Raw genomic sequence first — 23,967 nt, 5'->3', positions numbered from 1 at the left:
GGAGCGTCTACAAGGGCATCCTCAAGTGCCGACCTCGGGTAACATGTTGATTGCAGTGCTGACCGATCCTGCCCTCTGGGGCCTGTTCGGCCTGTCGATGGCGGCGGCCACCTTGCTGCCCGGCGGGTCGGAGGCGGCGCTGGTTGCCCTGCTGGTGGAGGGCGGCCGGCCTGTCTGGCTGCTGATCCTGGTGGCGACGGCGGGCAATGTGCTGGGCGCTGTGATCAACTGGGCCCTGGGGCGGGGCCTGCGCCAGTTCGTGGGCCACCGCTGGTTCCCCGTGACGGCGGTGCAGTTGGCGCGGGCGGAAGCGCTGTTCACCCGCTATGGCGTCTGGACCCTGCTGTTTTCCTGGGCACTCGTGATCGGTGACCCGCTGACCGTGGCCGCGGGCAGTCTGGGCGTGCGGCTGGGTCTGTTTACTGCCTTGGTGACGCTGGGCAAGGCTGCGCGCTATGCCATGGTCGCCTGGGCGACCCAGGGGGTGGTGGGCGCATAGAAACGGGGCCACGCGGACCGACCGGTTGAAGGCCGGTCCGCGTGGCCTGCCCCAGGGGGGCGGGGCTCAGGTCCGTCCTTACTCCGCCATCAGCTTTTCAACCTGGTCCATGGTCTGGTCCATGCGCCGCACAAGTGCCTGATAGGGGGCGGGGGTCGCCATGTCCAGGCCCGCCTTTTTCAGCAGCGGATAGGGATATTCCGATCCGCCGGCCTTCAGCACCGACAGGTAATTGTCCCGCGCCTTGGCGCCACCCTTGACGATCTGTTCGGCGAAATAGGTGCCGGCGGAAATCGAGGTGGCATACTGATAGACATAGAAGGGCCGGTAGAAGTGCGGGATGAAGGCCCATTCGGCGCAATAGGCCTCGTCGATCTTCATCACCCCTTCGGCGTCGCCGTGATACTTTTTCAGCAGGCCGCAATAGATGTCCTTCATCTTGGCCCCGGTCAGCGCCTCGCCGCGTTCAACGGCATCATGGGTGGCCAGTTCGAATTCGGCGAACATGGTCTGACGGAAGAAGGTGCCGCGCAGGTTTTCCAGCGACTGGCCCAGATAGAACAGCTTTTCCTGCTTGCTTTTGGCCTTGGCGACCAGATGGTCGGTCAGCAGCATCTCGTTCGTGGTCGAGGCGATTTCGGCCAGGAACAGGGAATATCCCGCCAGTTCATAGGGCTGTGCATGGGCCGACAGGTCGGAATGCATGCTATGGCCCCATTCATGGGCGAAGGTGGACAGGGAATTGTAATCGTCCTGGTGGTTCAGGAAGACATAAGGGTCCACGTCGTAGACGCCATACTGATAGGCGCCGCTGTCCTTCCCGTCGGCCGGCATGGCATGCATCGTCCGCTTGGCCGTCAGTACGCCCAGACGGTCGGTGTAATCCTTGCCCAGCGGCCTGGTCGCGGCCAGCGTGATGGTGCGCGACTCCTCCAGCGTGAATTTCTTGTCGAGCGCCACGACCGACGGATAAATGTCGTAATAATGCAGGTCCGGCAGCTTCAGCAGCTTCTGCCGCAGCTTGAAATAACGATGCAGCGTGGGCAGGCCCTTGTTCGCTTCCGCCACCAGGGTGCGATAGACGCTTTCCGGGATGTCGTTCACCGAAAGCGAGGCGGCGACCGCCGTGGGATATCCCCGCAACTTGGCGTCGATCGTGTCGGCCTGCACCTGGGTGCCCAGCGTGTTGCCCATGGTCGTGGCATATTGGCCGAACTTGCCCCAGAAACTGTCGAAGACCTGCTTACGTACGGCACGGTCGGCATGCTGACGCAGGGCCTGGTATCCGGCCTGGTTCAGCTTCTTCTTCGTCCCGTCGGGCAGGGTGATTTCCGGCCAGTCGATATCGGCATTGGCCAGGGCGGAATAGGTGTTGCTGGCCGCGCCCAGCACGGGGCCATAGGCGGCCAGCGCCGCTTCCGTCTCCGGCGTCAGCGTATGGGCCTTCAGCCGCAGGAAGTCATGCAGACGGAAGGCATGTTTGGCCAGACCCGGATCGGCCTTGATGAACCCGTCGATCTTGTCCGCCCCGATGGCCTGCACCTCCGGCGCCAGCCAGGCGGTGGCGGCCTGCGCCTGCGACGCCAATGCCTGCGACAGGTTCAGCCGCTCCTGGAAGCCTTCATTGCGGGTGTCGGTGGAATATTGCAGATAGGCGTAGACGGCCACCTTCTCCACATTCCGTCCCACCGCCGACAGCCGGTCCAGGGCGGCGCGCAGGCCGCCTGCATCCTTGCCCAAGGTACCTTTCAGCGCCTCCAGCGAGGGCAGGTCGGCCAGCGCCTGCTTGCGCGCCGTGTCCCAGGCGGCCTGATCGGCGAAGATGGGCGTCAGGTCCCAGACATACCTTTCATCCGCCTTGGCCGGCGCGGTGGCGGCGGCGGTCGGTGCGGTCTGCGCCGACGCACCCAGTGGCGACAGCAGGGCGACCAGGGCCAGGGCAGAGGCGCCCAGCAGCGGGCGGAGGGATTTCGGGCGGCGGTGCGGCTTGTTCATGCTGTCCCTGTTTCTTGGCTTTTATGTGCGGGCGCCGCCTTCATTCCGGCAACGCCCCGGATTGCGGGCAGAAGAGTACAGGACCGTTTCCGACCGGCATGGGAAAAATTGTAACGGGGTGGTTTCAGCGGGGTGCAACCGCTATGCTGGGGCCATCAAGGGAACAACCCGTTGGAATCGCCTGTCCATGACCGTCATCCGCGCCGTCGCCGCCGCCAAGCTGAACCTGTACCTGCATGTGCTGGGGCGGCGTGAGGATGGCTATCACCTGCTGGACAGTCTGGTGACCTTCGCCACTGCCCATGACCTGGTGGAGGTAGAAAGCACTCCCTATTTCAGCCTCTCGCTGCACGGTCCCTATTCCATGGGGCTGCTGATGGAGGATACGGACAGCAATCTGGTGACCAAGGCCGTGAAGGGCCTGGCCGCTGCCTTGGGCCGCAAGCCGCATGTGACGGTGAAGCTGACCAAGAACCTGCCGCTGGCATCCGGCATCGGCGGCGGGTCGGCCGATGCCGGTGCGGCCCTGCGCGCGCTCTGCGCCCTGTGGGATGTGCCGGTCGATGCCCCCGTGGTGACCGAACTGGCGGCCCGGTTGGGGGCGGATGTGCCCGCCTGCCTGGATTGTCGCACCGCCTATTTCGGCGGCACGGGCACGGAACTGTCGCCAGCCCCGGATCTGCCCGATGATTGCTGGATCGTGCTGGTCAATCCCAACGTCGCCGTACCCACACCCGCCGTGTTCAAGGCGCGCAGCGGCGATTTCTCCGCCCCCGCCCGGCTGCCCGGCCCCGTGGCCGATGTGCGCGAACTGGCGTTGGCGCTGAAGGACGGGCGGCAGAACGACCTGTCCGCCCCGGCGGAAGCCGTGGCCCCCATCATCACCCAGGTGCTGGCGGCGCTGGATTCCACCACGGGCTGCCTGCTGTCGCGCATGTCGGGCAGCGGGGCCACCTGTTTCGGGCTTTATACCGATGCCGACCGCGCCGTCGCCGCCGCCGCCATCCTGCACCGCATGCGGCCGGGCTGGTGGGTGCAGCCGGCCGCCCTGTTGAACGACCTGTCGGGGCTGGAGGTGGAGGAAGGCGCCACCCTGCTGGATTGGCCCTGAGGAGTATTGCGCGGCGGTCGGAACCGATCGCCGGACCTGTCGGACGTGAGGAGTTGAAAGATCATGGCCCGTATCGATGAAAGCCGCCGTTTCCTGCCCGTGAACATCGCCGTGCTGACCGTGTCGGACACGCGTGGCCTGGATGATGACAAGTCGGGCGACACACTGGTCGAACGGCTGACCAGCGACGGCCACCATCTGGCCGCCCGCGCCATCGTGCGCGACGATGTCCGCGCCATTGTCGATCAGGTGCGGCAATGGATCGACGATCCGGCCGTGGATGTCGTCATCTCCACCGGCGGCACCGGCCTGACCGGCCGCGACGTGACGCCGGAAGCGTTCGAGAGCCTGTTTGAAAAGACCATCGCCGGCTTTGGCGAGATGTTCCGCATGCTCTCGTACCAGAAGATCGGCACCTCGGCCCTGCAATCCCGCGCCACGGGCGGGCTTGCCCGCGGCACCTACCTGTTCGCCCTGCCGGGTAGCCCCAGCGCCTGCCGCGACGGCTGGGATCTGATCCTGAAATACCAGCTCGACAACCGCCACCGCCCCTGCAACCTCGTCGAACTGATGCCGCGCTTGCAGGAACGGTGAGGGGGCGGGTTACCAGACCCGTTGGACCAGCCCGTCGAAAACCCCATCGGCGGAAAGGCAATGGGGGGATCAAGCGGCAGGGCGACCCCGCCCTGTTCCACCAGCAGGTCGGGCAGGGTAGCGGCATGGGCCGCCATCTCCGGCCATTTGCCCAGCCGTACCTTCTGCGAAATTTCAAAGAAGCTGACGGCACTGACACAGACGCTGCTGGCCTGTGCGATGGCGGTCAATGCCGCCTTGCTCAGCCTTCCATCCCCCGTCAGGCTCCAGGCCCGTCCAACAGGATGGCCGTCAAACGCCACCTTCCCACCGCTCAATCTCGTCGGCGTCCATCGGTTCCAGGAAATCCGGGGTTTGGCCCAGCTTGTCCTTCAGGATACCGATCTTGAAACCGCCTTGAGTGATAGAGATAAGTCGCATAGGGAGGCTCGTTTCTTATTAGAGTCGCTTAAGTTATTCTTCTTAATTCAGTATTTAGGTGCAGATTTACTAAGAATTTGATCTATAATTTACTGGCCATTATTATGGAGTACGCGTATATTATGCATCTTGTCTTCTCCATATCTCTTTCAATCTCGGTTAGCGACCTTTTGTTTTCCATCGCATCTCCATGAGCGATGCTGTGTCTAGTTGTTAGTATTTGTGATATAAACGCCTCAGAAAGTGATTCTGAATTTTTTGGGAGAGCGGCTTTTTCATCTAGAGATGTTGTGTTTAATTCGAATTTATATGGATAGTGCTGAGCGCCATTATTAGCAATTTTGCACAATTTATTGCCAATTTCCTTTATTTCATCTACGCTGTCTGTGGAGAATATGCCATCCACAAAAGAATCGGCAATATAGAGAAACGCATCGTCAATCCCAAATAAATTGGCGAGTGACCGCAGAAAATTTGGTGTTGGATTTTTGTTTTTGTTTGAGAACAGATCCAGCTCTACCTTTGGGTTGGCTTTATCAAGTAGGTTGATTAATTTGGTGATAATTGAGTTTATTTGCTTTTCATCAATCTTATCAGAGCTAATGAATTGCGCACAGTACTCTCGTTTAATTTTCATTGGCATCTTAGAGAATTCTGTAAACTTGTTCAAGTCCGATATTATTGCACGGGATAGTGATTTGCACAGACCTTCCATGTGGCTGACGAGCATAACGCATGATGACCTGCAGATGGCATCGTAAGCCCTCCCATCCTTTCCAAATTTTTCATGTGCAACAGCGAGAAGACTGTATATCTCCGACAGTCTTGCTTCTACCTCTGAAAAAAATTCAGAAAGAAATGTGTTGGTCATATCATGCACTGACTTAGTATATTTTTGAATGCGTTGATGCGATGGCGCACCTTATTCGAGTCATTTGTTGTGCCAGAGACCGACTGATAGAAGTCCTTGTCTTGAAATAGAAGCATAGTCCTCTCGCGGCACAACCCCCTATTGATATTGCGTGAAGAGTTTTTAAGGTCGTAAATTCCAACTGCAATCGCGTCATATACTGATGCGTTGAATTTTGATGTAACTTTACTCCTGTTGCCCTCAAATTTATATTTGGTAAAGGCAGAGGCTCCGAATATGTCCAAACACACGTCCATTGTCCGATGGAAATTGGACGTCATTTCTTTGATCTCATCAACCGAAAGCGCAGAGAAGGATTTCATCTTAAAAGTGAGAAACTGCATGAATCCCTTCTTGTAATCTAAGTATCCGCCATTACAGAATGAAAATAAACGAAGCACTAACTCTGCGTCTCCCATCGTCTTCACGCGATTATTGGCTTCAGGATTGCTCTGATCTACATTAATTAATGTCCGGAAATTGCTAGATCTGGCAAGCTCTTTTAGGCGGTCGTTGAATATTCCTCCAAAAATAGCATTCCGCAATTCCTGGGGTTCTAGTTGAATTGATCCTGAGTTAAGTCTCTCAAAAATATCGAACTTAACCTGTGAGTCCGCTGTGGAATCGATGCGAAGGCACTTTATAGTGCGTTCCTCGAGCCTTCGAATTAAGAATGGCGGTAAATTTTCATATTTATACCCGTTTAATTCCTCAAGCATTTCTAGTCCGGTCAAAGTCAAGTTATTTTCCATGAATCTCTTTATGCTGGATAACCTTTGTTGGCCGTCGATAACAGTATATCTGGCCGTATCCTCTCCTTCGGTGTCCACGTCTATATCCTGAGATATGTATATAGTGGGAACTGGTATGTTTAAGATCAGGCTTTCAATGAGTCTTGATGACATCTCATCCGACCAACGATGATTTCTCTGATATTCTGGATTTAATTTTATGGTGTTGCCCTTTATTTTCTTAACTATTGTTTCCAGATCATACTCTATATTTTGAGTTTTAACCGTCCTTTCTCTGGCTTTTGTTTGAAGTATGCGTAGATTGTCATCATTGATACTTATCATTTTCTTCTCTTCGCTTTATGGGTTTGAAATCCATGATCGGTTGTGTCGTGCCTGACTGATGCAGGTAAAATTAGAAATAGCCCTCATCGATGCCGTAAAGCAGTTCTTCCACGGCCCGCGCGCCGGGTTCGGTGTCCAGCAGGTCCATGGGGGTTTCGCCGCCTAGGCTGCGCTTGGGCGCGGTCAGCCAGGATAGCGCCCGATCCCGGTCGCCCATGACGCTTTCCGTCAGGGCCAGGATGCTGGCGACGCGATAGGCGCGCTCGCTTTCCCCCTGTGTCAGGGGCTCCTGGCGTTGCCGGCGATGTTCAAGGGTGCGGCGGGGAATGACCCGGTGCAGCACGCCCATGTCGATCCCGGCCCGGTCCAGGCGGGCAATCACGTCGGGCTGGAACCGCTTGCGTACCAGACGGACGGCATCCAGGTCGGACGAGGGTTGCTCGGCCAAACCCAGCAGGGTGCCGACAATTTCCCACTGACGATCCTGAAGTGTCAGGTCGGTCATGGTAATCCTCTCGCAAGTTGCGCCCATCAATATGGCATCTTGCGATAGGGCGGGCAAGGCGGTGCAGGCGAAGGCGGGGGCGGCTGGAAACCTAATTGCCGCCCCGCCCCCCCTCAAACCACCGCAGGCCGCACCGGGCTGTCCACCGTCAGCGGGGCTGTGGCGAAGCCGGTGACGTGTTCCATGCTGACGGGGCGCAGCGGCTGGTCGCTCCAGGCGGCGGGGTCCTTGACGATGACGGCGACGACGCCGGCATAGCGGCCGGCGGCGGCAGAGGCGTGGTCGCCTTCCATGAAGGCGCTGGCAACCTTCTGGTTGAAGATCGGCTTGAACAGGAAGGCGGTCAGCCGGACCAGAAGGCGGGCCAGGGGGGACCGATAATGGCGCACCCGCTCCATATCCGCTTCCATCAGCACGGCCAGGGCCCGGCGCATGCGCTGCAAAGACAGGATCGGCTCGGCATAGACCTGATAGCCGCGTTCGCGCAGATAATTGAAGCTCTTGGTGTCGAAGTAATGGATATGGCCGTGCAGCTCTTCCCGCTTCACGGCGTCGGCCACCTGCTCCGGCGTTTCATGCGGCACGGTGATGATGACCGCCTTCTTGGCCACGCGCAGCAATTCATCAATGGCGCGGGTGTGATCGAACACATGTTCGATGGTCTCGCTGGCCAGGACGACGTCATAGCTTTCGTCGGCGAATTGCAGCTTGTGCAGGTCGATCTGCGCCGTCTTGATCTGATACAGATCCTGGGCGCGGTTGCACGCCTCCTGCGACAGGTCGCAAGAGGTGACGTCGGCGCCGAACACATCCTTCACCAGCGCCGCCTTGTACCCTTCCGCCCCGCCGGCATCCAGGAAGGAAGCGAACCTCAGATGGGCCAGCTTGCGGATGATGGCGTAGGAGATGATATAGCGATCATGCCAGTTCGGTTCCGAATGGCCCTTGCGGAAGCCATAGACGGGCTGGTGACCATAATACCAGCCATCCACGAAGCCGGCGCGGCTGAACCGCTTGTCCAGCCAGACCTTCAGTTCCTGGATATAGTCGGAAACGACGCGCGTGGTCAGCGGCTTCAGCACCGCCTTGCCACCGGGCAGCAGCTTGCCCTGGCCGTCCACAACCTCAATGGTCAGCGTTTCCGGACCCAGGGGAAGGTTGGTTTTCAGTTCAAAGTCAATATGGCTGCCCTGGTCACGAACGGTATGGTATTCGTGCGAACCCGCCAATAAATCGACAGAAAATTTGGGCTGTCCGTTGACCATGACAGTGATGGAATTATCTGTCAGATCGGACCTGGCGATACGGCCACTTATGATATCGTGACTGATCAGGCCCACGACAGATGCAACACCACTCACGAAAACCTCCAGAATACGGCATGCCCCGGGGCGCGAGAATAATCATGCCCGTTCGTGGGTGCAAGCGTGCCAGCGGTAGACGGGGGATGTGCTGAGCGCCCGACAAGTGGGTAATCCTGTCGGGCGCTTTTTTCCGGTTGGGGGCGGGGTGGCGGGCGTCAGGCCGCGGTCACCGCCGCCCGGTCGGCCGCGTCGGGGTCATAGTTCAGGTTGGGCGCCAGCCAGCGTTCCATCTCCGACAGGCTCATGCCCTTGCGCGCGGCATAGTCGGCCACCTGATCGCGTTCGATCTTGGCGACGCCGAAATATTTTGCATCCGGGTGGGCGAAGTACCAGCCCGACACGGCGGCCGTCGGCACCATGGCGAAGCTTTCCGTCAGGGTGATGCCGGCCACGCGCGTGGCATCCAGCAGGCGGAACAGGGTGGCCTTTTCCGTGTGGTCGGGGCAGGCGGGATAACCGGGTGCGGGGCGGATGCCGCGATATTCCTCGGCGATCAGCTGTTCGTTGCTCAGGCTCTCGCCCGCGGCATAGCCCCACAATTCGGTGCGCACGCGTTCATGCAGGCGTTCGGCGAAGGCCTCCGCCAGACGGTCGCCCAGCGCCTTCAGCAGGATGGCGCTGTAATCATCATGCGCGGCCTCGAACGCCTTGGCCCGTTCCTCCAGCCCGATGCCGGCTGTGCAGGCGAAGCCACCCACCCAGTCGGCCACCCCGCTGCCCTTGGGCGCGACATAGTCGGCCAGCGACAGGTGCGCGCGGTCGCGGCCGGGGTCACGGGCCATCTGCTGGCGCAACATATGCAGCCGGTCCAGCACGGCCGTGCGGGTCTCGTCGGTATAAAGCTCGATATCGTCGCCGACACTGTTGGCGGGCCAAAGGGCGACAACGGCATTGGCCGACAGCCACTTCTCGCCCACGATCCGCTGCAACATGACCTGGGCATCGGCCCACAGCGCGCGCGCACTCTCGCCCACCTTCGCATCCTCCAGGATGGCGGGGAAATTGCCGTGCAGTTCCCAGGCCTGGAAGAAGGGCTTCCAGTCGATGCGGCTGACCAGCTCGGCCAGATCATAATCCTCGAATACCGTCACGCCGGGCTTCAGCGGCTGCGGCGCCTGATAGGCGGCCCAGTCCAGCTTCAACGCGTTGGCCTGGGCCTGGGTGAAGGGCAGGCGGGCGCGGGCCAGCTGATTGCGGGCATGGGCCTCGCGCATCTGGGCGTAGTCGGCCTTGATGGTGGCCTTGTAGAGCGGGCCGTTATCGGCGTTCAGCAGGCTCTGCGCCACGCCGACAGCCCGGCTGGCGTCCAGCACATGCACGACGGGGCCGTCATAATTGGGGTCGATCTTGACGGCTGTATGCACCTTGGACGTGGTGGCCCCGCCGATCAGCAGCGGCATTTTCATGCCCGTGCGCTGCATCTCCTTGGCGACAAACACCATCTCGTCCAGGGACGGGGTGATCAGGCCGGACAGGCCGATGATGTTGCAGTTATGGGCCTTGGCTTCCTCCAGGATGCGGGCACACGGCACCATCACACCCAGATCCACCACCTCGAAATTATTGCACTGAAGCACCACGCCCACGATGTTCTTGCCGATATCGTGTACGTCACCCTTCACGGTTGCCATCAGCACGCGGCCCGCCGGTTCCGACTTGGCCCCGTCCTTTTCCGCCTCGATATAGGGCAGCAGCCAGGCCACGGCCTTCTTCATGACGCGGGCCGACTTCACCACCTGCGGCAGGAACATCTTGCCGGCACCGAACAGGTCGCCGACGATGTTCATGCCATCCATCAGCGGGCCTTCGATGACATGCAGGGGACGAACGGCCGCCAGCCGCGCCTCCTCCACATCAATGTCGATGAATTCGTCGATGCCATGGACCAGGGCATGGGCCAGGCGCTCGGTGACGGGGCGGGTGCGCCAGGCCAGATCGGCGGCCTTCTTCTTCTCCCCGCCCTTGTACTTGTCGGCCACTTCCAACAGGCGGTCGGTGGCATCCTCGCGCCGGTTCAGGATCACATCCTCCACCCGCTCGCGCAGTTCCTCCGGAATATCGTCATAGACGGGCAATTCGCCGGCATTGACGATGCCCATGTCCATACCGGCCGGGATGGCGTGATACAGGAAGACGCTGTGCATGGCCGCGCGCACGGTGTTGTTGCCGCGGAAGCTGAACGACACGTTGGACAGGCCGCCGGAGATGTGGGCGCCGGGGCAGGCGCGGCGGATATCGCGCGCCGCCTCGATGAAATCGACGGCGTAGTTGTTATGCTCCTCAATGCCCGTGGCAACGGCGAAGACATTGGGGTCGAAGATGATGTCTTCGGCCGGGAACCGGACCTTGTTCACCAGAACATCATAGGACCGCTTGCAGATTTCCAGCTTGCGGGTGCGCGTGTCGGCCTGGCCCTTCTCGTCAAAGGCCATGACGACCACGGCCGCACCATAGCGGCGGATCTTCTTGGCCTGGGCGACGAACAGGTCCTCGCCTTCCTTCAGGCTGATGGAATTGACGATGGCCTTGCCCTGGACATTCTTCAGCCCCGCCTCGATCACGCTCCATTTGGAACTGTCGATCATCACGGGCACGCGGGCGATGTCCGGTTCCGACGCGATCAGGCGCAGGAAGCGGACCATCGCCGCCTCGCTGTCCAGCATCGCCTCGTCCATGTTCACGTCGATGATCTGGGCGCCGTTGGCCACCTGTTCCCGCGCGACGTCCAGCGCCGCCTCGTAATTGCCGTCCAGGATCAGCTTCTTGAACTTGGCCGAACCGGTGACGTTCGTGCGCTCGCCGACATTGATGAAGCTGGCAGTGCGGGGGGCGGTGGTCATGATCGGTCTCGGGGGCTTTGGCGGGGGGGGGGAGGACTTGGGAGGCGGGGGCAGGCGTGCTATATCACGGATGGGGTCGACCGGGAGGTGGCGATGGGTCATGTAGGCATACTGACAACGAAGCTGGATGCAGATACGCTGAAGCGACTGATGGCCCGTGCGCAGCAGCACGGACGCTCGCTGGATGACGAGGTGCAGGCCATTCTTGTCGACGTGGCGAGTACCGTGCAGGACGACGTGCTGCCACCGAAACCCGACCGCCAGCCCGGCATAGGGACGCGGATATCGGCCCTGTTCGCCGGCTCTGGATATGGATTCCGGGACGGGGAGATAGAGGAACTGCGGGGCAGCAACTGGCAGGTACCGGACTATTCAACGTGATCGTCCTGGACACAAACGTCATTTCCGCCGTCACTGCGGAAGTGGCGGATCCCGCAATCATACGCTGGTTGGATGCGCAACGAGTTGATGAACTGGTGACAACGACAATCACCATTTTTGAATTGTGGATGGGCGTGGAACGGCTCGATGCGGGCCGGCGGCGCGACGAACTGGCCAAAAGAACCAGAGTTCTGTTGTCAGAGATGCTGATCCAGCCAGTATTGACCTTATCGGAAGAAGCGGCACGGCGGGCAGCGGTCCTGCAGGGCAACCGCAAGCGTGCAGGGGTCGTGGTGGACCATCGGGATGCCATGATCGCCGGCATCTGCCTCGCCCATGGCGCGACGCTGGCAACCCGCAACATCCGCCACTTCGCCGATGCGGGCGTTAACCTGATTGATCCCTGGGCGACAGCAGCGGGCACCTGATCCTTCCCCGCCTTAAAAGGCTGGCATGGTGAAGGGTTCGAGACCCGACAGGCGCATGGCCGGTTCCGGATGGGCCGGCTCGCGCGGCGGCAGCCCCTTCACGCTTTCGGCAATGGCGCGGATATGGTCGGGCGTGGACCCACAGCAGCCGCCGACAATATTCACCAGCCCATCCTTGGCCCAGCCCTGAAGGTCGGCGGCCATATGTTCGGGCTTCTCGTCATACTGGCCGAACTCGTTGGGCAGGCCGGCATTGGGATAGGCCGAGACATAGACATCGGCGATACGCGACAGTTCCTGGATATAGGGGCGCATCAGATCCGCACCCAGCGCGCAGTTCAGCCCGACGCTGAACGGCTTCACATGGCGCAGGCTGTTCCAGAAGGCTTCCGTCGTCTGGCCCGACAGGGTGCGGCCCGACCGGTCGGTGATGGTGCCGGAAATCAGGACGGGCAGGTCCAGGCCCTTTTCCTCCATCACCTCGTCGATCGCGAACAGGGCCGCCTTGGCGTTCAGCGTGTCGAAGATGGTTTCCACCATCAGCAGATCGGCCCCGCCATCGATCAGGCCGGCCGTCTGTTCCTTGTAGGCCAGACGCAGCTCGTCGAAATCGACATTGCGGAAGCCGGGGTCGGTGACCACGGGGCTGATGCTGGCCGTGCGGTTGGTGGGGCCCAGCGCGCCGGCGACATAACGGGGGCGGGTCGGATCGGCGGCTTCGGCCGCATCGGCTGCCTGGCGGGCCAGCTTCGCGCCTTCGAAATTCAGCTCATAGGCCAGTTCCTCCATGCCGTAATCGGCCAGGGAGATGCTGGTGGAATTAAAGGTGTTGGTCTCGATGATGTCCGCGCCGGCATCCAGGTACTGGGCATGGATGTCATAGATGATCTTGGGCTGGGTGATGGACAGCAGATCGTTATTGCCCTTCACGTCGCGGTTCCAGTCCTTGAACCGCACCCCCCGGTAATCTTCCTCTTGCAGATTGTGGCGCTGGATCATGGTGCCCATGGCCCCGTCGATCACCAGGATACGCTGGCGCGCAATGTCCCGCAGCCGCGACAACCGTTCCGATCTGGTCATGACACACCCCCCTTCAACACCGGTTCCGGGCGTGAAAGCCCGTTCACCGGTTCTAACCCGGCGTCCCTACGCATGCAAACATAAAGATATCTTTATGTGATGATGGCAGGCATGCCGTCGCCGTTGGCTGCGGCTTCCGTATCCACGGCATTACGGGGTTGGGGGGCCGGGGCATCGCCGCTGCTGGCGGGGGTGCAGGGAAGGCGGATGATGGCGCAGGTGCCGCCATCGGGCCGGTCCAGCAACTCGACGGTGCCGCCCAGCGGCCCATGGACCAGCGTGTAGACCATGTGCAGGCCCAGACCCGTCCGTCCCTCAGCCCTTCCGGTGGTGGCGAACGGTTCGAACAGGCGGGGGCGGATGTCGGGATCGATGCCGATACCATCATCTTCCACCACCAGTTCCAGCCAGCCGTCGGGGGTCAGCCAGCCGGCGACACGAATGATGCCGGCTCTTTTGTCCGGAAAGGCATGGTCCATGCAGTTGGACAGAAGCTGTCCGATCACCTGGCCCAGCACCCCGGCATTGGTTTCCAGCACCAGCCCCGGTCGGGTTTCGATCTTCAACGTCACATGCGGCGCGTCGGTTCGCACCTCCAGCGCGGGGCGGATTTCCGTCAGCAGGTCATGCGCGTCCAGGCGACGGCGCCCTTCATCCGTGCGTTCGATGGCCACCTGCTTGAAGCTCTGCACGACGGCGGCCGTGCGTTCGACGGTGGAGGTCAACAGGCTCGCCGCCTCCTTCACCTCGGTCAGGAAATCGGCCAGCTGCCGGCGGGTCAGGGTGCCGTTGGCCATGGCCTTTTCCGCAGCGTCAACCTGTTGCGACAGGTGCGTGGCCGTGGTCAGGGCGGTGCCGACGGGGGTATTCACCTCATGTGCGACGCCGGCCACCAGACGCCCAAGGCTGGCCAGCTTTTCGGATTGCACCAGCCGGGCCTGGGCATGCTGCAACCGGTCCACGGTTTCCGACAGATGGCGCGTGCGGTCGGCCACCTGACCCTCCAACGCGCCGTTCAGTGCGGCCAGCCGCGCGTTGGACTGCGTTGCCTGATCCAGCAGATGGCGCAGACGGTCGATCAGCAGCACGGCCTGCAGGAACAGCATGAAGCAATATCCGGCTTCCATGATGCCCGTGAACCCGACGCGATGGACCAGGGCCAGATTGGCAAAACCCAGCACAGTCCAGGCCAGCGCCATGGGCAGGGCCAGATGCTGGCGTTGTGCCCCGGCAGCCAGGGTGGTGCCCAGCAGGGTCATCATCGCCAGGATCAGGCCGATCGTTGCCGTCCAGGTCAACAGCCAGGGAAATTCCAGCGTCCACAGGCTGGCGACAGGGACAGCGACGATGAAGGCGATCGATGGCCAAGCCATTCCCCGCCGCATCGCGCCCGGAAACAGCAGGGCGGCACTGGCCAGGCAGGACAGCCAGACGAAGGGGAACATCACATTGTTCAGAAAGGCCAGCAGCTTGCCGGGCATGGTGTACAGCACTTCGCTGCCCAGCGGCGTATTGGATGTCAGCTGCACCAGGGCAATGGCCACCGACATCACAGCGAAGACCAGACACTCCCGGTCGCGCGGGCGCAGGACATAGAGGATCAGATACAAAAGGCCGATGGACAGGCAGACCGACAGGAAGGCCGTGCGGAACGCCAGTTCCTGCTGCCAGTCACCATACATGCGGTCCGCATCGCCCAGCAGCAGGGCGCGGGGGATGCCGCCATAGCCACCGAATGCCGCCACCTGCACCGTGATGTCCAGCACGCCGTCGACGGGGGAGACGGCGGCGATGGCCTTCTGCCCCACGCTGCTGGTGGAACGGTCATCAAGGCCGACCTTGCCGGCGAAAAGGGCCGGCTGGCCATTGACCAGGACGTTCCAGGCCACGAAACGCTGATTGTGGCGCATGACCAGCGGCGGTGCGTTGGGTGGCAGCAGCACCCGCAAATGGTAGGTGCCGATGCCTTCGGCGGTCAGCGGCACATCGCCGACCTTCTGATTGGTCCAGCGACCGGGCACGGCCAGCAGCGCCGGTGACGGAGTGGCGCCATTGATGATGTCCGCCGGCTGCACCAGCCGGTCGCGCCAGAACTGCCAGTCCCCTTCCAGATCGACCAGACCGTCGCGCGCAAAGTCCCAGTTCCGCAGGTCCAGAACGCCATCCTGGGCCAAGGGACGCCGGGCCAAGGCGGACGACAGACCAACCCACAGCGCGGACAGGATAAGCGTCGCGACCAGCGGCGCCCAAAACCAGCGGACCATACCGGAGCGGTCCAGAAAACGCTGTAAGGCCATTATCCCCGCGCGATCCCGATCTATGTCTTGCCTTGGTTGGCCGGGGCCCGAGCCGTCGTTAACCACCGGTTCACCAGTTCCCTTCTGATTAGCAGTTTGGTCCGTGTTTGTCTTGGTCGCTCTTTTCCTCAGCCGGCGTTGACGATTGCCTGTTGGCAGATGGGCGGGGGCACCTTATCTCTTTATCCATGAGCAATAGCCCTTCCGGGCGGGTTTACCGCCTTTCGCTTCGGTGTCCGGCCTTGGTACTGGCCGTGGCCCTGCTTTCCGCGGGAAGCGCCCTTGCCGCGTGTACCGACCCGGCCGCACCCAATGTCAACTGGCGCCGCTGCTATCTCGACGGGCGGGATATGAAGGGCGTGGTGCTGGATGGCGCCATGCTGCGTGAGGCCACGTTCCAGCGCAGCGACCTGTCCCAGGCGCGCCTGACCGATGCTGATGCCTATCGCGCCAAGTTTCTGTCTGCACGCCTGGATGGCGCCGTTCTGGACGGTGCCCGCCTGATCGAGGCCGACATGACCCGCGCCGAGATGGTCGGGACCAGCCTGAAGGGTGCGGACCTGCGCAATGCCAAGCTGGTTGGGGCCGTGATGAAGGGCGCCGACCTGACCGGGGCCCGGCTGGATGGGGCGGATCTGCGTAACGCCGATCTGTCGAAGGCGGTGTGGAGCGATGGCCGGATCTGCGGTGACGGTTCTGTCGGGCAGTGCCATTGATCGGGTATTCGCGTTACGGCGACCGTGACCCGTGCCTGTTCCCCTGATAGGGGAGTTAACGCGTTTATTGACATTTTCGTATACTAAATTTAAATCACCCCGCCTTTCGGTTTGAGCGGATTGAAGAAGCCTATGTTTACGGTCGGGCATCGGACGGGACACATATCCGTTTCTTTCAGCGGAGGCCTGATCGTCGTCGATATTTCGGGCGAGGCCCCGACTTCTGATTTGGTGACGGCGGTGGAGATTTGCCATCAACAGGGCTGGTTGGGCGAGAATGACCGCTTTCTCGTGGATATGCGTAACTTCACCGGCACGATCGATTGGGCCTGCATCCGTCAATTGCCGCTCTATATTCCGGCCCTGATGGGCAGGCGGCGCACGATCGCCTGTGCTCATCTGCTGCGTCCGGGATATGAGGCCATTCCCTCCATCCTGCGTGGATTGTTGCCGGGGCTGGATATCGTGCCCTTTGCCGATGGGGAGGCGGCGGCCGGCTGGCTGGCTGATTGGGGCAGGGTCCAAAGCGGCATGGCCCGCCCGGCGGCTTTGAGGGTGGCGGACGCCGTGTGACCTGGGTAAAAGGCGTGCAGCCTTTTTTGCAATTCCGTCCGGAACCTGACCGATGGCCCTGATCGCCCCCCGCACGCCTGCCGGCACCATGGAACTGCTGCCGCGCCGGCAGATCGCCTTCCAGCGCATGCTGGACACCATCCGCCGCAATTACGAACGGTTCGGCTTCATCCCCGTGGAAACGCCGGTGTTCGAAGTGGCGGACGTGTTGTTGTCCAAGTCGGGCGGGGAGACGGAAAAGCAGGTCTATTTCGTGCAGTCGACGGGCGCCATCGAACAGGGGCACAAGCCCGATCTGGCCCTGCGTTTCGACCTGACCGTACCGACGGCCCGTTATGTGGCGCAATATGAGCGCGACCTGGCCTTCCCCTTCCGCCGTTATCAGATGCAGCGTGTCTATCGCGGCGAACGGGCGCAGAAGGGCCGGTACCGCGAATTCTACCAGTGCGACATCGATGTGATCGGCAAGGACAGCCTGCCCGTCGCCTATGATGCGGAAATGCCGGCCGTCATCTATTCCGTGTTCACGGAACTGAATGTCGGTAACTTCAAGATCAACATTTCCAATAGAAAGATCCTCCTTGGCTATATGGAGGCGATGGGAGAGGCCGGTTCGGAAAGGGGAGCCTTGATTCTCCGTGAAATCGATAAGCTGGATAAAATTGGTATTGACGAAGTTAAGAGAAGGCTCCTTTCCGACGAAATTGGGCTATCGGAGGATAAAGCGAAGGGACTTTTAACTCTGGTGTCACTTACCGGGTCACCCGAGGAGATGCTTAAAAATGCTAGAATTTTACGAATCGGAGGGGGCAATGCTACTCTTGATTCCGGTATCTTGGAATTGGAAGAGGTAGTCAGCTGCTTGAAAGCGATGGGCGTTCCTGACACGAATTTTGGAATTAACTTCGCTATCACCCGTGGCCTGGATTACTACACGGGCACGGTCTATGAGACGTTTCTGACCGATCACCCCTCGCTGGGCTCCGTCTGCTCCGGTGGGCGGTATGAGAATCTGGCTGGGCTCTACACCAAGTCCAAGCTGCCGGGCGTGGGCATCTCCATCGGCCTGACGCGCCTGTTCTATGCGCTGGAACAGGCCGGCATCGTCAAGGATGGCGACAGCTGCGTGCAGGTGCTGGTCACCCAGTTCGACCCCGCCCTGCTGACGGACTACCTGTCGATCGGTGCGGAGTTGCGCGCGGCTGGCATCAACACGGAAATCTACCTGTCGCCCGACAAGCCGGCCAAGCAGTTCAAATATGCCGACAAGGCCGGCATCCGTTACGCCATCATCATGGGTGCGGATGAGAAGGCGAAGGGTGGGGTCCTGGTCAAGGACATGGTCACCGGTGGGCAGGTGTCAGCGGATCGCGCTGGGTTGGTGCAGGCGCTGAAGGGGATCATGACCGACGAGGACCAAGAGGCTTAATCCGACCTGCGTAAAACAAATCGGGCGGGGTGCTCTGCCCCGCCCGATCCGTCCCCCGATCCCCCCCCGGATCAGCGGCGCCAGGACCCGTAATCCTCGCCAAAGGCGCGGGCATAGCGGTCATAGCGGGCCGTGGGACGATTGCTCAGGATCAGCGCCGCAACGAAATAAGCGATGATCGTCGGGCCGGAGAGGAAGATCAGGCCCAGCACGGCGGCGATACGCACCGCCAGTGCCTTGACCCCTAGCCATTCGGCCACCCCGGCACAGACGCCGAAGATGATGCCGTTGACGCTGTTCTTGTACAGCTTGCCGCCCTGGAAGCGCTGGGCGAAGCGGTCGAAATGGCGGTTATAGCGGCTCACGTTTCTCTCCATCGTTCCTATGGTGTCGTCAATCCTGTCGCCAATCCCCGGGCGCCAGGGGTACTTCTCGGTTGTCAGTTCGCGGCTCCGCCACGGTTTTTCAGTTCGCGGCTCCGCCGCGGTCGGCCATGCGCTTCTTCAGCGCGGCCAGTTCGTCATCCAGGCGACCCCGGTTTTCCAGGTCCGCGAATTCATCCTTCAGGGTGCGCGGCCGGCCCATGGACAAGGCGTCGCCGGCGGCTTCCACATGGTCGATCTCGCGTTCCAGCTCGCGGCTGCGGGCCAGCGCCTCGTCCAGGCGGCCATCGTACAGGGTGGTGCGGGCCCGCAGCCGGTCGACAGCCCCGCGATAGCGGGCGGCCAGGCCCCGGCGCCGTGCATGCGCCTCGGCCAGCTTGTCCTCCAGGGCGCGGGCATCTTCCGTCATGCGGACGATGGCGGCCTCCAGGGCCTTGATCTCGGCCTCTGCCGGGGCGGCAGCCCGGCGGATTTCATCCTTGGCGCCCAGTGCGGCGCGGGCCAGGTCCTCGCGGTTATGGGCCAGCGCGATTTCCGCCTTGCGTTCCCATTCCAGCATCTCGAACTCGGCAGCGCGCCAGTTGGCGGCCAGTTCCTTCTTTTCCGCAATCATGCGCACGGTGCCGCAGCGCACTTCGGACAACGTGTCCTCCATCTCCCGGATCGCCTGGTTGAGCGTCTGCTCCGGGTCGGCCGAGCGGTCCAGCAGGCTGGACAGGTTGGCATTGATGACATCACCGAGGCGGTCGATCAGGCCCATTTCGGGGCTCCTTCTGACGGGGAAAACAGAGGGGGTTGGAAGGGTGTCGCGCCGGATCAGACCAGGGTGTTCAGGGCGACGACGCAGACCAGGGCGGCCAGCAGGACCGGCAGCATCTCGGTCAGGCTGGACAGGTCGACATTGCCGGTCAGCTTGGCGTTGCGGGCGGCGCGGTTGGCGAAGAAGGTCATCGTGGTCATTGTCGTCTCCATCGGGTTCGAATTTCGGTGGCCGGTGCGGCCATGCCTCTCTTACAGCAAGGGGCGTGCCAAGTGCTTTCTGGGAGTCTGGAATGGCGGATTTCTGCCATTTCTCCCGGTGTCCGTTGTGGGGGCGGCGTGGGGCTTTGGTTGGTTTGGCGATGAAGTGGTGGAATTCGCCAATTCGCAATCCGGGGCGGCCACCGCGCGCGATTTCATCTTGCCCATGGTGCGGCGTCTGGGCGATTGACCGGGGCGGCGGAACCGGCTACCCATCGGCCATGGCCGTCTATACCGAAGTCTCCGACGAGGATGTCCGCGCGTTCGTCGCCCAGTATGATCTGGGCGCTGTGATGTCCTGCAAGGGCATCGCCGAGGGTGTGGAGAATTCCAACTTCCTGCTGGTGACCGATCGCGGTCCCTTCATCCTGACGCTTTATGAAAAGCGGGTGGACCCGGCCGACCTGCCCTTCTTTCTGGGTCTGATGGATCATCTGGCCGCCCGCGGCCTGACCTGTCCGCAGCCCGTGGCGGGCCGGGATGGGGAGGCACTGCGCAACTTGTGCGGTCGCCCCGCCGTCATTGTCACCTTCCTGAAGGGCATGTGGCCACGCCGCATCACGGCCGACCATTGCGCCGGCCTGGGTGAAGGGCTGGCAAGGCTGCATCTGGCGGGCGACGGTTTCGGCCTGTCGCGCCGCAATTCCCTGTCGGTGGCCGGTTGGCGGCCGCTGTTCGACGCGTCGCGCGCCCGCGCGGACGAGGTGAAGCCCGGCCTGGCCGATGTGCTGTCGGGTGAGTTGGACTATCTGGAAGCCAACTGGCCTGCCGATCTGCCGGCCGGCATCATCCATGCCGACCTGTTTCCCGACAATGTCTTCTTCAGCGATGGCAAGCTGTCGGGCCTGATCGATTTCTATTTCGCCTGCAATGACCTGCTGGCCTACGACATCGCCATCTGCCTGAATGCCTGGTGTTTCGAGGCGGACGGATCGTTCAACGTCACCAAGGCGCGGCTGTTGCTGGCCAATTATGAGCGGGTGCGGCCGTTGAGCGCTGCCGAGCGCGAGGCGCTGCCCCTGCTGGCGCGCGGAAGTGCCATCCGGTTTCTGCTGACCCGGCTTTACGATTGGCTGAATACGCCCGCGGGCGCCATGGTCAAGCGCAAGGATCCGCTGGAATATCTGCACAAGCTGCGCTTCCACCAACAGATCCGCCATTTCGCCGATTACGGGCTGGACCGGCCGTGAGCGACGTGGAACCGGGCGACAAGTTTGTCGACGCCTATACCGACGGGGCCTGTTCGGGCAATCCCGGTCCCGGCGGCTGGGGTGTGCTGCTGCGCTGGAACGGCGTCGAAAAGGAACTGAAGGGCGGAGAACCCGACACGACCAATAACCGCATGGAACTGATGGCCGCCATCAGCGCGCTGGAATCCCTGAAGCGGTCGGTGCCCATCCGGCTGCATACCGACAGCCAGTATGTGAAGAACGGCATCACCACCTGGATCCATGGCTGGAAGAAGAATGGCTGGCGCACGGCGTCCAAGGACCCTGTGAAGAACGAGGATCTGTGGCGCCGGCTGGACGATCTGGTGGCCCGCCATCAGGTGGAATTCCATTGGGTCAAGGGCCATGCCGGCCACCCGGAGAATGAACGCGCCGACCAGTTGGCGCGCGATGGCCTGAAAGAGGCCCGCAACGGCGGCTGACCCGGTTCTATGACCTGCGGCCAATTGGTTAATGTATACGAAAAGCCGATCTTGCCTTTGCCATTAACGTTGTTCGGCTGTATGATTGCGTGGTCGGGCAACCATTGGCATGGTCGCGTCCCTTGCAACATTTGATGCGCATTCTGGATCAGCTGTCCTACCGGCTGGAACGGCGGGTATTCATGGTCGACGGCCGTGAATTGTCCGCATGCGTCAGTGAGGAATGCTGGGACGCGCTGGCCGACATCTGTCAGCGTGAAGGTGTGGTGCTGGAGGATCTGGTGGCCAAGGTGGCGCGCCGCATGGGCCGTCGCAACCTTTCGCTGGAACTGGACCTGTTCGCCCTGGCTTATTTCCAGGGGGCCGCCACACCCGACACTCTGCGCGACATGGAACCGGCAAACCTGTTGCCGTGCTGATGCCATCATCAGATCGCCGACGGCGGTTGCCTGCCTGTTCACGCTCTCGTAAAACGGCATTCGCCGTCCCTTCGCCAGAGAGCCTTCGCAGATGCCGTCCCCCCATCACCTGACCGCCATCGATGATCTGTCGCTGGAACAGGCCAGTGCCGAGCATGAAGCCCTGGTGGCGGAAATCCGGCATCACCGCGAGCTTTATTACAACAAGGCCGCACCCGCCTTGTCGGACGCGGACTATGACAAGCTGGAACAACGTCTGGCCGCGCTGGAGGCGCGGTTTCCCGAACTGATCACGGAGGACAGCCCCACCCAGACGGTGGGGGCGGCCCCCGGTGCCGGCTTCGGCAAGGTCAAGCATGCCGTGCCCATGCTGTCGCTGGCCAACGCATTCGAGGATGCGGACGTCACCGACTTTGTCGGCCGCATCCGCCGCTTCCTGAACCTGGCCGACGATGCGCCCGTGACCTTCGTGGCGGAGCCCAAGATCGACGGGCTGTCGCTGTCCCTGCGCTATGAAAAGGGCGTGCTGGCCCAGGCGGCCACGCGCGGCGACGGGGCGGAGGGGGAGGATGTGACGGCCAGTGTCCGCACCATCCGTGATATCCCGCACCGGCTGAACGGTGCCGCGCCCGATCTGGTTGAAGTGCGGGGCGAGGTCTATATGACCCGCGCCGACTTCCTGACCCTGAATCAGACCCAGGCGGACAAAGGCGACAAGATTTTCGCCAATCCGCGCAACGCCGCTGCCGGCAGCCTGCGCCAGCTGGACAGCAGCGTCACGGCCGCCCGTCCGCTCCGTTTCTTCGCCTATGCCTGGGGGGCCTTGTCCGAACCGCTGGGCCCGACGCAGTGGGACAGCCGGCAGCGGCTGGAAGATTTCGGCTTCACCCTGTCCACCCCGTCGCGCCGCTGCATCGACGCAGGCGAATTGCTGGATTATTATCGGGAGATCGGCCAGAAGCGGCCGGACCTGCCGTTTGACATCGACGGTGTGGTCTACAAGGTGGACAGCCTCGCCCTGCAGGAACGGCTGGGCTTCATCTCCCGTTCCCCGCGCTGGGCGACGGCGCATAAATACCCGGCCGAACAGGCGACGACGCGCCTGAACGCCATCAGCATCCAGGTCGGCCGCACCGGCGCCCTGACGCCTGTGGCGGAACTGGAACCGGTGAATGTCGGCGGCGTGGTCGTCAGCCGCGCCACCCTGCATAACAAGGACGAGATCGAGCGCAAGGATATCCGCGTCGGCGATATGGTCATCGTGCAGCGCGCTGGCGACGTCATCCCGCAGATCGTGGGCTTTGTGCCCGACAAGCGGCCGGATACGGCCGTGCCCTTCGCCTTCCCCGACCATTGCCCCGAATGCGGCTCCATCGCCGTGCGGGAGGAGGGGGAGGTCATCACCCGTTGCACCGGCGGCCTGATCTGCCCGGCCCAGGCCGTGGAGCGCCTGCGCCATTTCGTGTCGCGCAATGCCTTCGACATTGAAGGGCTGGGCATGGAGCGTATCCAGCTTTTCTTCGAGCAGGGGCGCATCAAGCAGCCGGCCGATATCTTCACCCTGGAAGCGCGGGAGGAACAGCGCATCGACCGGCTGATCAGCATGACCGGCTTCGGCAAGAAGTCGGTGGAAAAGCTGTTCGCCGCCATCGCGGCGCGCCGCACCATCGCGCTGGACCGCTTCATCTTCGCACTCGGCATCCGTCAGATCGGGGAGGCGACGGCCAAGCTGCTGGCCCGCGCCTACCGCAATGTGGAAACCTGGCAGGCCCGCATGGTGCAGGCGGCGGCCGAGCGTGCAGGGAAGCGTGAGGAGAAGAAGCCCGAACTGGTGGGCGAGGCCTATGCCGAACTGTGCGCGATCGAACAGATCGGCATGGGCGTGGCCGACGACCTGATCGATTTCTTCCTGGAACAGCATAATCTGGATGCGCTGGCGGCCCTGCTGGTGCAGGTGAAGCCGGAGGAATATGTGCCGCCGGCCGCCGCTGCGACCTCGCCTGTGGCGGGCAAGACCGTGGTCTTCACCGGCACCCTGGTCACCATGGGCCGGTCAGAAGCCAAGGCCAAGGCGGAGGCGCTGGGCGCCAAGGTCGCCGGCTCGGTCAGTGCCAAGACCGACTATGTCATTGTCGGCGCCGATGCCGGATCCAAGGCCGCCAAGGCCCAGGAACTGGGCGTGACCATCCTGTCGGAAGAAGAATGGGCGGCGCTGATCGCCGGATGACGGGTGGCGGGATCGGCCATTGCATAATCGCCGATCCCGCCACTTCATC

Annotated in this window: 25 protein-coding genes; 13 read left to right on the top strand and 12 right to left on the bottom strand. The window is 61.9% G+C overall.

Annotated elements, in window-relative coordinates; translation table 11 throughout:
• Positions 1 to 25: 25 nt before the first annotated feature.
• The gene (locus tag ACODTW_RS04420; RefSeq protein ID WP_488944706.1) at positions 26 to 499 is read left to right on the top strand and encodes a YqaA family protein; all 474 of its coding nucleotides are present in this window, start codon (positions 26 to 28) and stop codon (positions 497 to 499) included.
• Positions 500 to 577: 78 nt separating this feature from the next.
• On the opposite strand, the gene pepF is transcribed toward ACODTW_RS04420, so the two are convergent.
• Positions 578 to 2,494, bottom strand: a complete 1,917-nt coding sequence (gene pepF / locus ACODTW_RS04415; protein WP_488944705.1) for an oligoendopeptidase F — start codon at positions 2,492 to 2,494, stop codon at positions 578 to 580.
• A gap of 187 nt (positions 2,495 to 2,681) precedes the next feature.
• Here pepF and ACODTW_RS04410 point away from each other — a divergent pair, with 187 nt between their 5' ends.
• Together ACODTW_RS04410 and moaB are read left to right on the top strand one after the other, a co-directional pair.
• Positions 2,682 to 3,605 carry a 4-(cytidine 5'-diphospho)-2-C-methyl-D-erythritol kinase gene (locus tag ACODTW_RS04410; RefSeq protein WP_488944704.1) on the top strand — a complete coding sequence of 308 codons (924 nt, stop codon included), beginning with the start codon at positions 2,682 to 2,684 and terminating at the stop codon, positions 3,603 to 3,605.
• Positions 3,606 to 3,668: 63 nt separating this feature from the next.
• A complete protein-coding gene (gene moaB / locus ACODTW_RS04405; protein ID WP_488944702.1) occupies positions 3,669 to 4,199 on the top strand; it encodes a molybdenum cofactor biosynthesis protein B in 531 nt (176 codons plus the stop codon).
• A 291-nt stretch (positions 4,200 to 4,490) separates the two neighbouring features.
• Here moaB and ACODTW_RS04400 read toward each other — a convergent pair whose 3' ends face one another.
• From ACODTW_RS04400 to metH, 6 genes are all read right to left on the bottom strand, one after another.
• Positions 4,491 to 4,619: a hypothetical protein gene (locus ACODTW_RS04400; protein ID WP_488944701.1), complete on the bottom strand. Its 129-nt coding sequence runs from the start codon at positions 4,617 to 4,619 to the stop codon at positions 4,491 to 4,493.
• 82 nt (positions 4,620 to 4,701) lie between these two features.
• Positions 4,702 to 5,490 (bottom strand): MAE_28990/MAE_18760 family HEPN-like nuclease, encoded by a 789-nt coding sequence (locus ACODTW_RS04395; RefSeq protein WP_488944700.1) that lies wholly within the window; start codon positions 5,488 to 5,490, stop codon positions 4,702 to 4,704.
• Positions 5,487 to 6,605 (bottom strand): DUF262 domain-containing protein, encoded by a 1,119-nt coding sequence (locus tag ACODTW_RS04390; RefSeq protein WP_488944699.1) that lies wholly within the window; start codon positions 6,603 to 6,605, stop codon positions 5,487 to 5,489. Before ACODTW_RS04390 ends, ACODTW_RS04395 begins: the two co-directional genes overlap by 4 nt.
• A gap of 70 nt (positions 6,606 to 6,675) precedes the next feature.
• Positions 6,676 to 7,110, bottom strand: a complete 435-nt coding sequence (locus ACODTW_RS04385) for an Xre family toxin-antitoxin system antitoxin (protein WP_488944698.1) — start codon at positions 7,108 to 7,110, stop codon at positions 6,676 to 6,678.
• A 113-nt stretch (positions 7,111 to 7,223) separates the two neighbouring features.
• On the bottom strand, positions 7,224 to 8,471 hold the full coding sequence (locus tag ACODTW_RS04380) for a class I SAM-dependent methyltransferase (RefSeq protein WP_488944697.1): 1,248 nt from the start codon (positions 8,469 to 8,471) through the stop codon (positions 7,224 to 7,226).
• 158 nt (positions 8,472 to 8,629) lie between these two features.
• Positions 8,630 to 11,314, bottom strand: coding sequence for a methionine synthase (gene metH / locus ACODTW_RS04375; protein WP_488944696.1), 2,685 nt, complete (start codon positions 11,312 to 11,314; stop codon positions 8,630 to 8,632).
• 93 nt (positions 11,315 to 11,407) lie between these two features.
• Here metH and ACODTW_RS04370 point away from each other — a divergent pair, with 93 nt between their 5' ends.
• Entirely contained in the window at positions 11,408 to 11,695 is a 288-nt protein-coding gene (locus ACODTW_RS04370; protein WP_488944695.1) for a FitA-like ribbon-helix-helix domain-containing protein, read from the top strand.
• Positions 11,692 to 12,123, top strand: coding sequence for a type II toxin-antitoxin system VapC family toxin (locus ACODTW_RS04365; RefSeq protein ID WP_488944694.1), 432 nt, complete (start codon positions 11,692 to 11,694; stop codon positions 12,121 to 12,123). The genes ACODTW_RS04370 and ACODTW_RS04365 overlap by 4 nt, the downstream gene beginning before the upstream one ends.
• A gap of 12 nt (positions 12,124 to 12,135) precedes the next feature.
• Here ACODTW_RS04365 and ACODTW_RS04360 read toward each other — a convergent pair whose 3' ends face one another.
• Both ACODTW_RS04360 and ACODTW_RS04355 read right to left on the bottom strand, forming a co-directional pair.
• Positions 12,136 to 13,203, bottom strand: coding sequence for a homocysteine S-methyltransferase family protein (locus ACODTW_RS04360; protein WP_488944693.1), 1,068 nt, complete (start codon positions 13,201 to 13,203; stop codon positions 12,136 to 12,138).
• A gap of 92 nt (positions 13,204 to 13,295) precedes the next feature.
• Positions 13,296 to 15,467 carry an ATP-binding protein gene (locus tag ACODTW_RS04355; RefSeq protein ID WP_488944692.1) on the bottom strand — a complete coding sequence of 724 codons (2,172 nt, stop codon included), beginning with the start codon at positions 15,465 to 15,467 and terminating at the stop codon, positions 13,296 to 13,298.
• A 287-nt stretch (positions 15,468 to 15,754) separates the two neighbouring features.
• Between ACODTW_RS04355 and ACODTW_RS04350 the strand changes: the two genes are divergently transcribed.
• The 3 genes from ACODTW_RS04350 (at position 15,755) to hisS (ending at position 18,218) form a co-directional block, all read left to right on the top strand.
• Positions 15,755 to 16,216, top strand: coding sequence for a pentapeptide repeat-containing protein (locus ACODTW_RS04350; RefSeq protein WP_488944691.1), 462 nt, complete (start codon positions 15,755 to 15,757; stop codon positions 16,214 to 16,216).
• Between the two features lie 111 nt (positions 16,217 to 16,327).
• Positions 16,328 to 16,789 carry a hypothetical protein gene (locus ACODTW_RS04345; protein ID WP_488944690.1) on the top strand — a complete coding sequence of 154 codons (462 nt, stop codon included), beginning with the start codon at positions 16,328 to 16,330 and terminating at the stop codon, positions 16,787 to 16,789.
• Positions 16,790 to 16,841: 52 nt separating this feature from the next.
• Entirely contained in the window at positions 16,842 to 18,218 is a 1,377-nt protein-coding gene (gene hisS / locus ACODTW_RS04340) for a histidine--tRNA ligase (protein WP_488944689.1), read from the top strand.
• 71 nt (positions 18,219 to 18,289) lie between these two features.
• Here the strand turns inward: hisS and ACODTW_RS04335 are convergent, their stop codons facing one another.
• From ACODTW_RS04335 to ACODTW_RS04325, 3 genes are all read right to left on the bottom strand, one after another.
• Positions 18,290 to 18,583, bottom strand: a complete 294-nt coding sequence (locus tag ACODTW_RS04335) for a PspC domain-containing protein (RefSeq protein WP_488944688.1) — start codon at positions 18,581 to 18,583, stop codon at positions 18,290 to 18,292.
• 100 nt (positions 18,584 to 18,683) lie between these two features.
• Positions 18,684 to 19,361, bottom strand: coding sequence for a PspA/IM30 family protein (locus tag ACODTW_RS04330; RefSeq protein WP_488944687.1), 678 nt, complete (start codon positions 19,359 to 19,361; stop codon positions 18,684 to 18,686).
• A 56-nt stretch (positions 19,362 to 19,417) separates the two neighbouring features.
• On the bottom strand, positions 19,418 to 19,561 hold the full coding sequence (locus ACODTW_RS04325) for a hypothetical protein (protein WP_488944686.1): 144 nt from the start codon (positions 19,559 to 19,561) through the stop codon (positions 19,418 to 19,420).
• Between ACODTW_RS04325 and ACODTW_RS04320 the strand changes: the two genes are divergently transcribed.
• From ACODTW_RS04320 to ligA, 5 genes are all read left to right on the top strand, one after another.
• Positions 19,554 to 19,811: a hypothetical protein gene (locus ACODTW_RS04320; RefSeq protein ID WP_488944685.1), complete on the top strand. Its 258-nt coding sequence runs from the start codon at positions 19,554 to 19,556 to the stop codon at positions 19,809 to 19,811. The two genes, ACODTW_RS04325 and ACODTW_RS04320, sit on opposite strands and share 8 nt — an antisense overlap.
• A 31-nt stretch (positions 19,812 to 19,842) precedes the next feature.
• Complete coding sequence (locus tag ACODTW_RS04315) at positions 19,843 to 20,811, top strand: homoserine kinase (protein WP_488944684.1); 969 nt, start codon at positions 19,843 to 19,845, stop codon at positions 20,809 to 20,811.
• Positions 20,808 to 21,272 carry a ribonuclease HI gene (gene rnhA, locus ACODTW_RS04310; protein WP_488944683.1) on the top strand — a complete coding sequence of 155 codons (465 nt, stop codon included), beginning with the start codon at positions 20,808 to 20,810 and terminating at the stop codon, positions 21,270 to 21,272. The genes ACODTW_RS04315 and rnhA overlap by 4 nt, the downstream gene beginning before the upstream one ends.
• Before the next feature lie 134 nt (positions 21,273 to 21,406).
• Positions 21,407 to 21,691 carry a ribbon-helix-helix domain-containing protein gene (locus ACODTW_RS04305; RefSeq protein ID WP_488944682.1) on the top strand — a complete coding sequence of 95 codons (285 nt, stop codon included), beginning with the start codon at positions 21,407 to 21,409 and terminating at the stop codon, positions 21,689 to 21,691.
• 91 nt (positions 21,692 to 21,782) lie between these two features.
• Positions 21,783 to 23,918 carry an NAD-dependent DNA ligase LigA gene (gene ligA, locus ACODTW_RS04300; protein ID WP_488944680.1) on the top strand — a complete coding sequence of 712 codons (2,136 nt, stop codon included), beginning with the start codon at positions 21,783 to 21,785 and terminating at the stop codon, positions 23,916 to 23,918.
• Positions 23,919 to 23,967 lie beyond the last annotated feature (49 nt).

It is taken from the genome of Niveispirillum sp. FG148, from assembly GCF_057809655.1.
This window is presented reverse-complemented; position numbering and strand designations above follow the sequence as displayed.

Bases quoted from the DNA above. Each gene is read 5' to 3' on its own strand.
- pepF (WP_488944705.1), bottom strand. From the start codon at position 2,494: ATGAACAAGCCGCACCGCCGCCCGAAATCCCTCCGCCCGCTGCTGGGC.
- ACODTW_RS04410 (WP_488944704.1), top strand. From the start codon at position 2,682: ATGACCGTCATCCGCGCCGTCGCCGCCGCCAAGCTGAACCTGTACCTG.
- moaB (WP_488944702.1), top strand. From the start codon at position 3,669: ATGGCCCGTATCGATGAAAGCCGCCGTTTCCTGCCCGTGAACATCGCC.
- ACODTW_RS04400 (WP_488944701.1), bottom strand. From the start codon at position 4,619: ATGCGACTTATCTCTATCACTCAAGGCGGTTTCAAGATCGGTATCCTG.
- ACODTW_RS04395 (WP_488944700.1), bottom strand. From the start codon at position 5,490: ATGACCAACACATTTCTTTCTGAATTTTTTTCAGAGGTAGAAGCAAGA.
- ACODTW_RS04390 (WP_488944699.1), bottom strand. From the start codon at position 6,605: ATGATAAGTATCAATGATGACAATCTACGCATACTTCAAACAAAAGCC.
- ACODTW_RS04385 (WP_488944698.1), bottom strand. From the start codon at position 7,110: ATGACCGACCTGACACTTCAGGATCGTCAGTGGGAAATTGTCGGCACC.
- metH (WP_488944696.1), bottom strand. From the start codon at position 11,314: ATGACCACCGCCCCCCGCACTGCCAGCTTCATCAATGTCGGCGAGCGC.
- ACODTW_RS04370 (WP_488944695.1), top strand. From the start codon at position 11,408: ATGGGTCATGTAGGCATACTGACAACGAAGCTGGATGCAGATACGCTG.
- ACODTW_RS04360 (WP_488944693.1), bottom strand. From the start codon at position 13,203: ATGACCAGATCGGAACGGTTGTCGCGGCTGCGGGACATTGCGCGCCAG.
- ACODTW_RS04355 (WP_488944692.1), bottom strand. From the start codon at position 15,467: ATGGTCCGCTGGTTTTGGGCGCCGCTGGTCGCGACGCTTATCCTGTCC.
- hisS (WP_488944689.1), top strand. From the start codon at position 16,842: ATGGCCCTGATCGCCCCCCGCACGCCTGCCGGCACCATGGAACTGCTG.
- ACODTW_RS04330 (WP_488944687.1), bottom strand. From the start codon at position 19,361: ATGGGCCTGATCGACCGCCTCGGTGATGTCATCAATGCCAACCTGTCC.
- ACODTW_RS04325 (WP_488944686.1), bottom strand. From the start codon at position 19,561: ATGACCACGATGACCTTCTTCGCCAACCGCGCCGCCCGCAACGCCAAG.
- ACODTW_RS04315 (WP_488944684.1), top strand. From the start codon at position 19,843: ATGGCCGTCTATACCGAAGTCTCCGACGAGGATGTCCGCGCGTTCGTC.
- ACODTW_RS04305 (WP_488944682.1), top strand. From the start codon at position 21,407: ATGCGCATTCTGGATCAGCTGTCCTACCGGCTGGAACGGCGGGTATTC.
- ligA (WP_488944680.1), top strand. From the start codon at position 21,783: ATGCCGTCCCCCCATCACCTGACCGCCATCGATGATCTGTCGCTGGAA.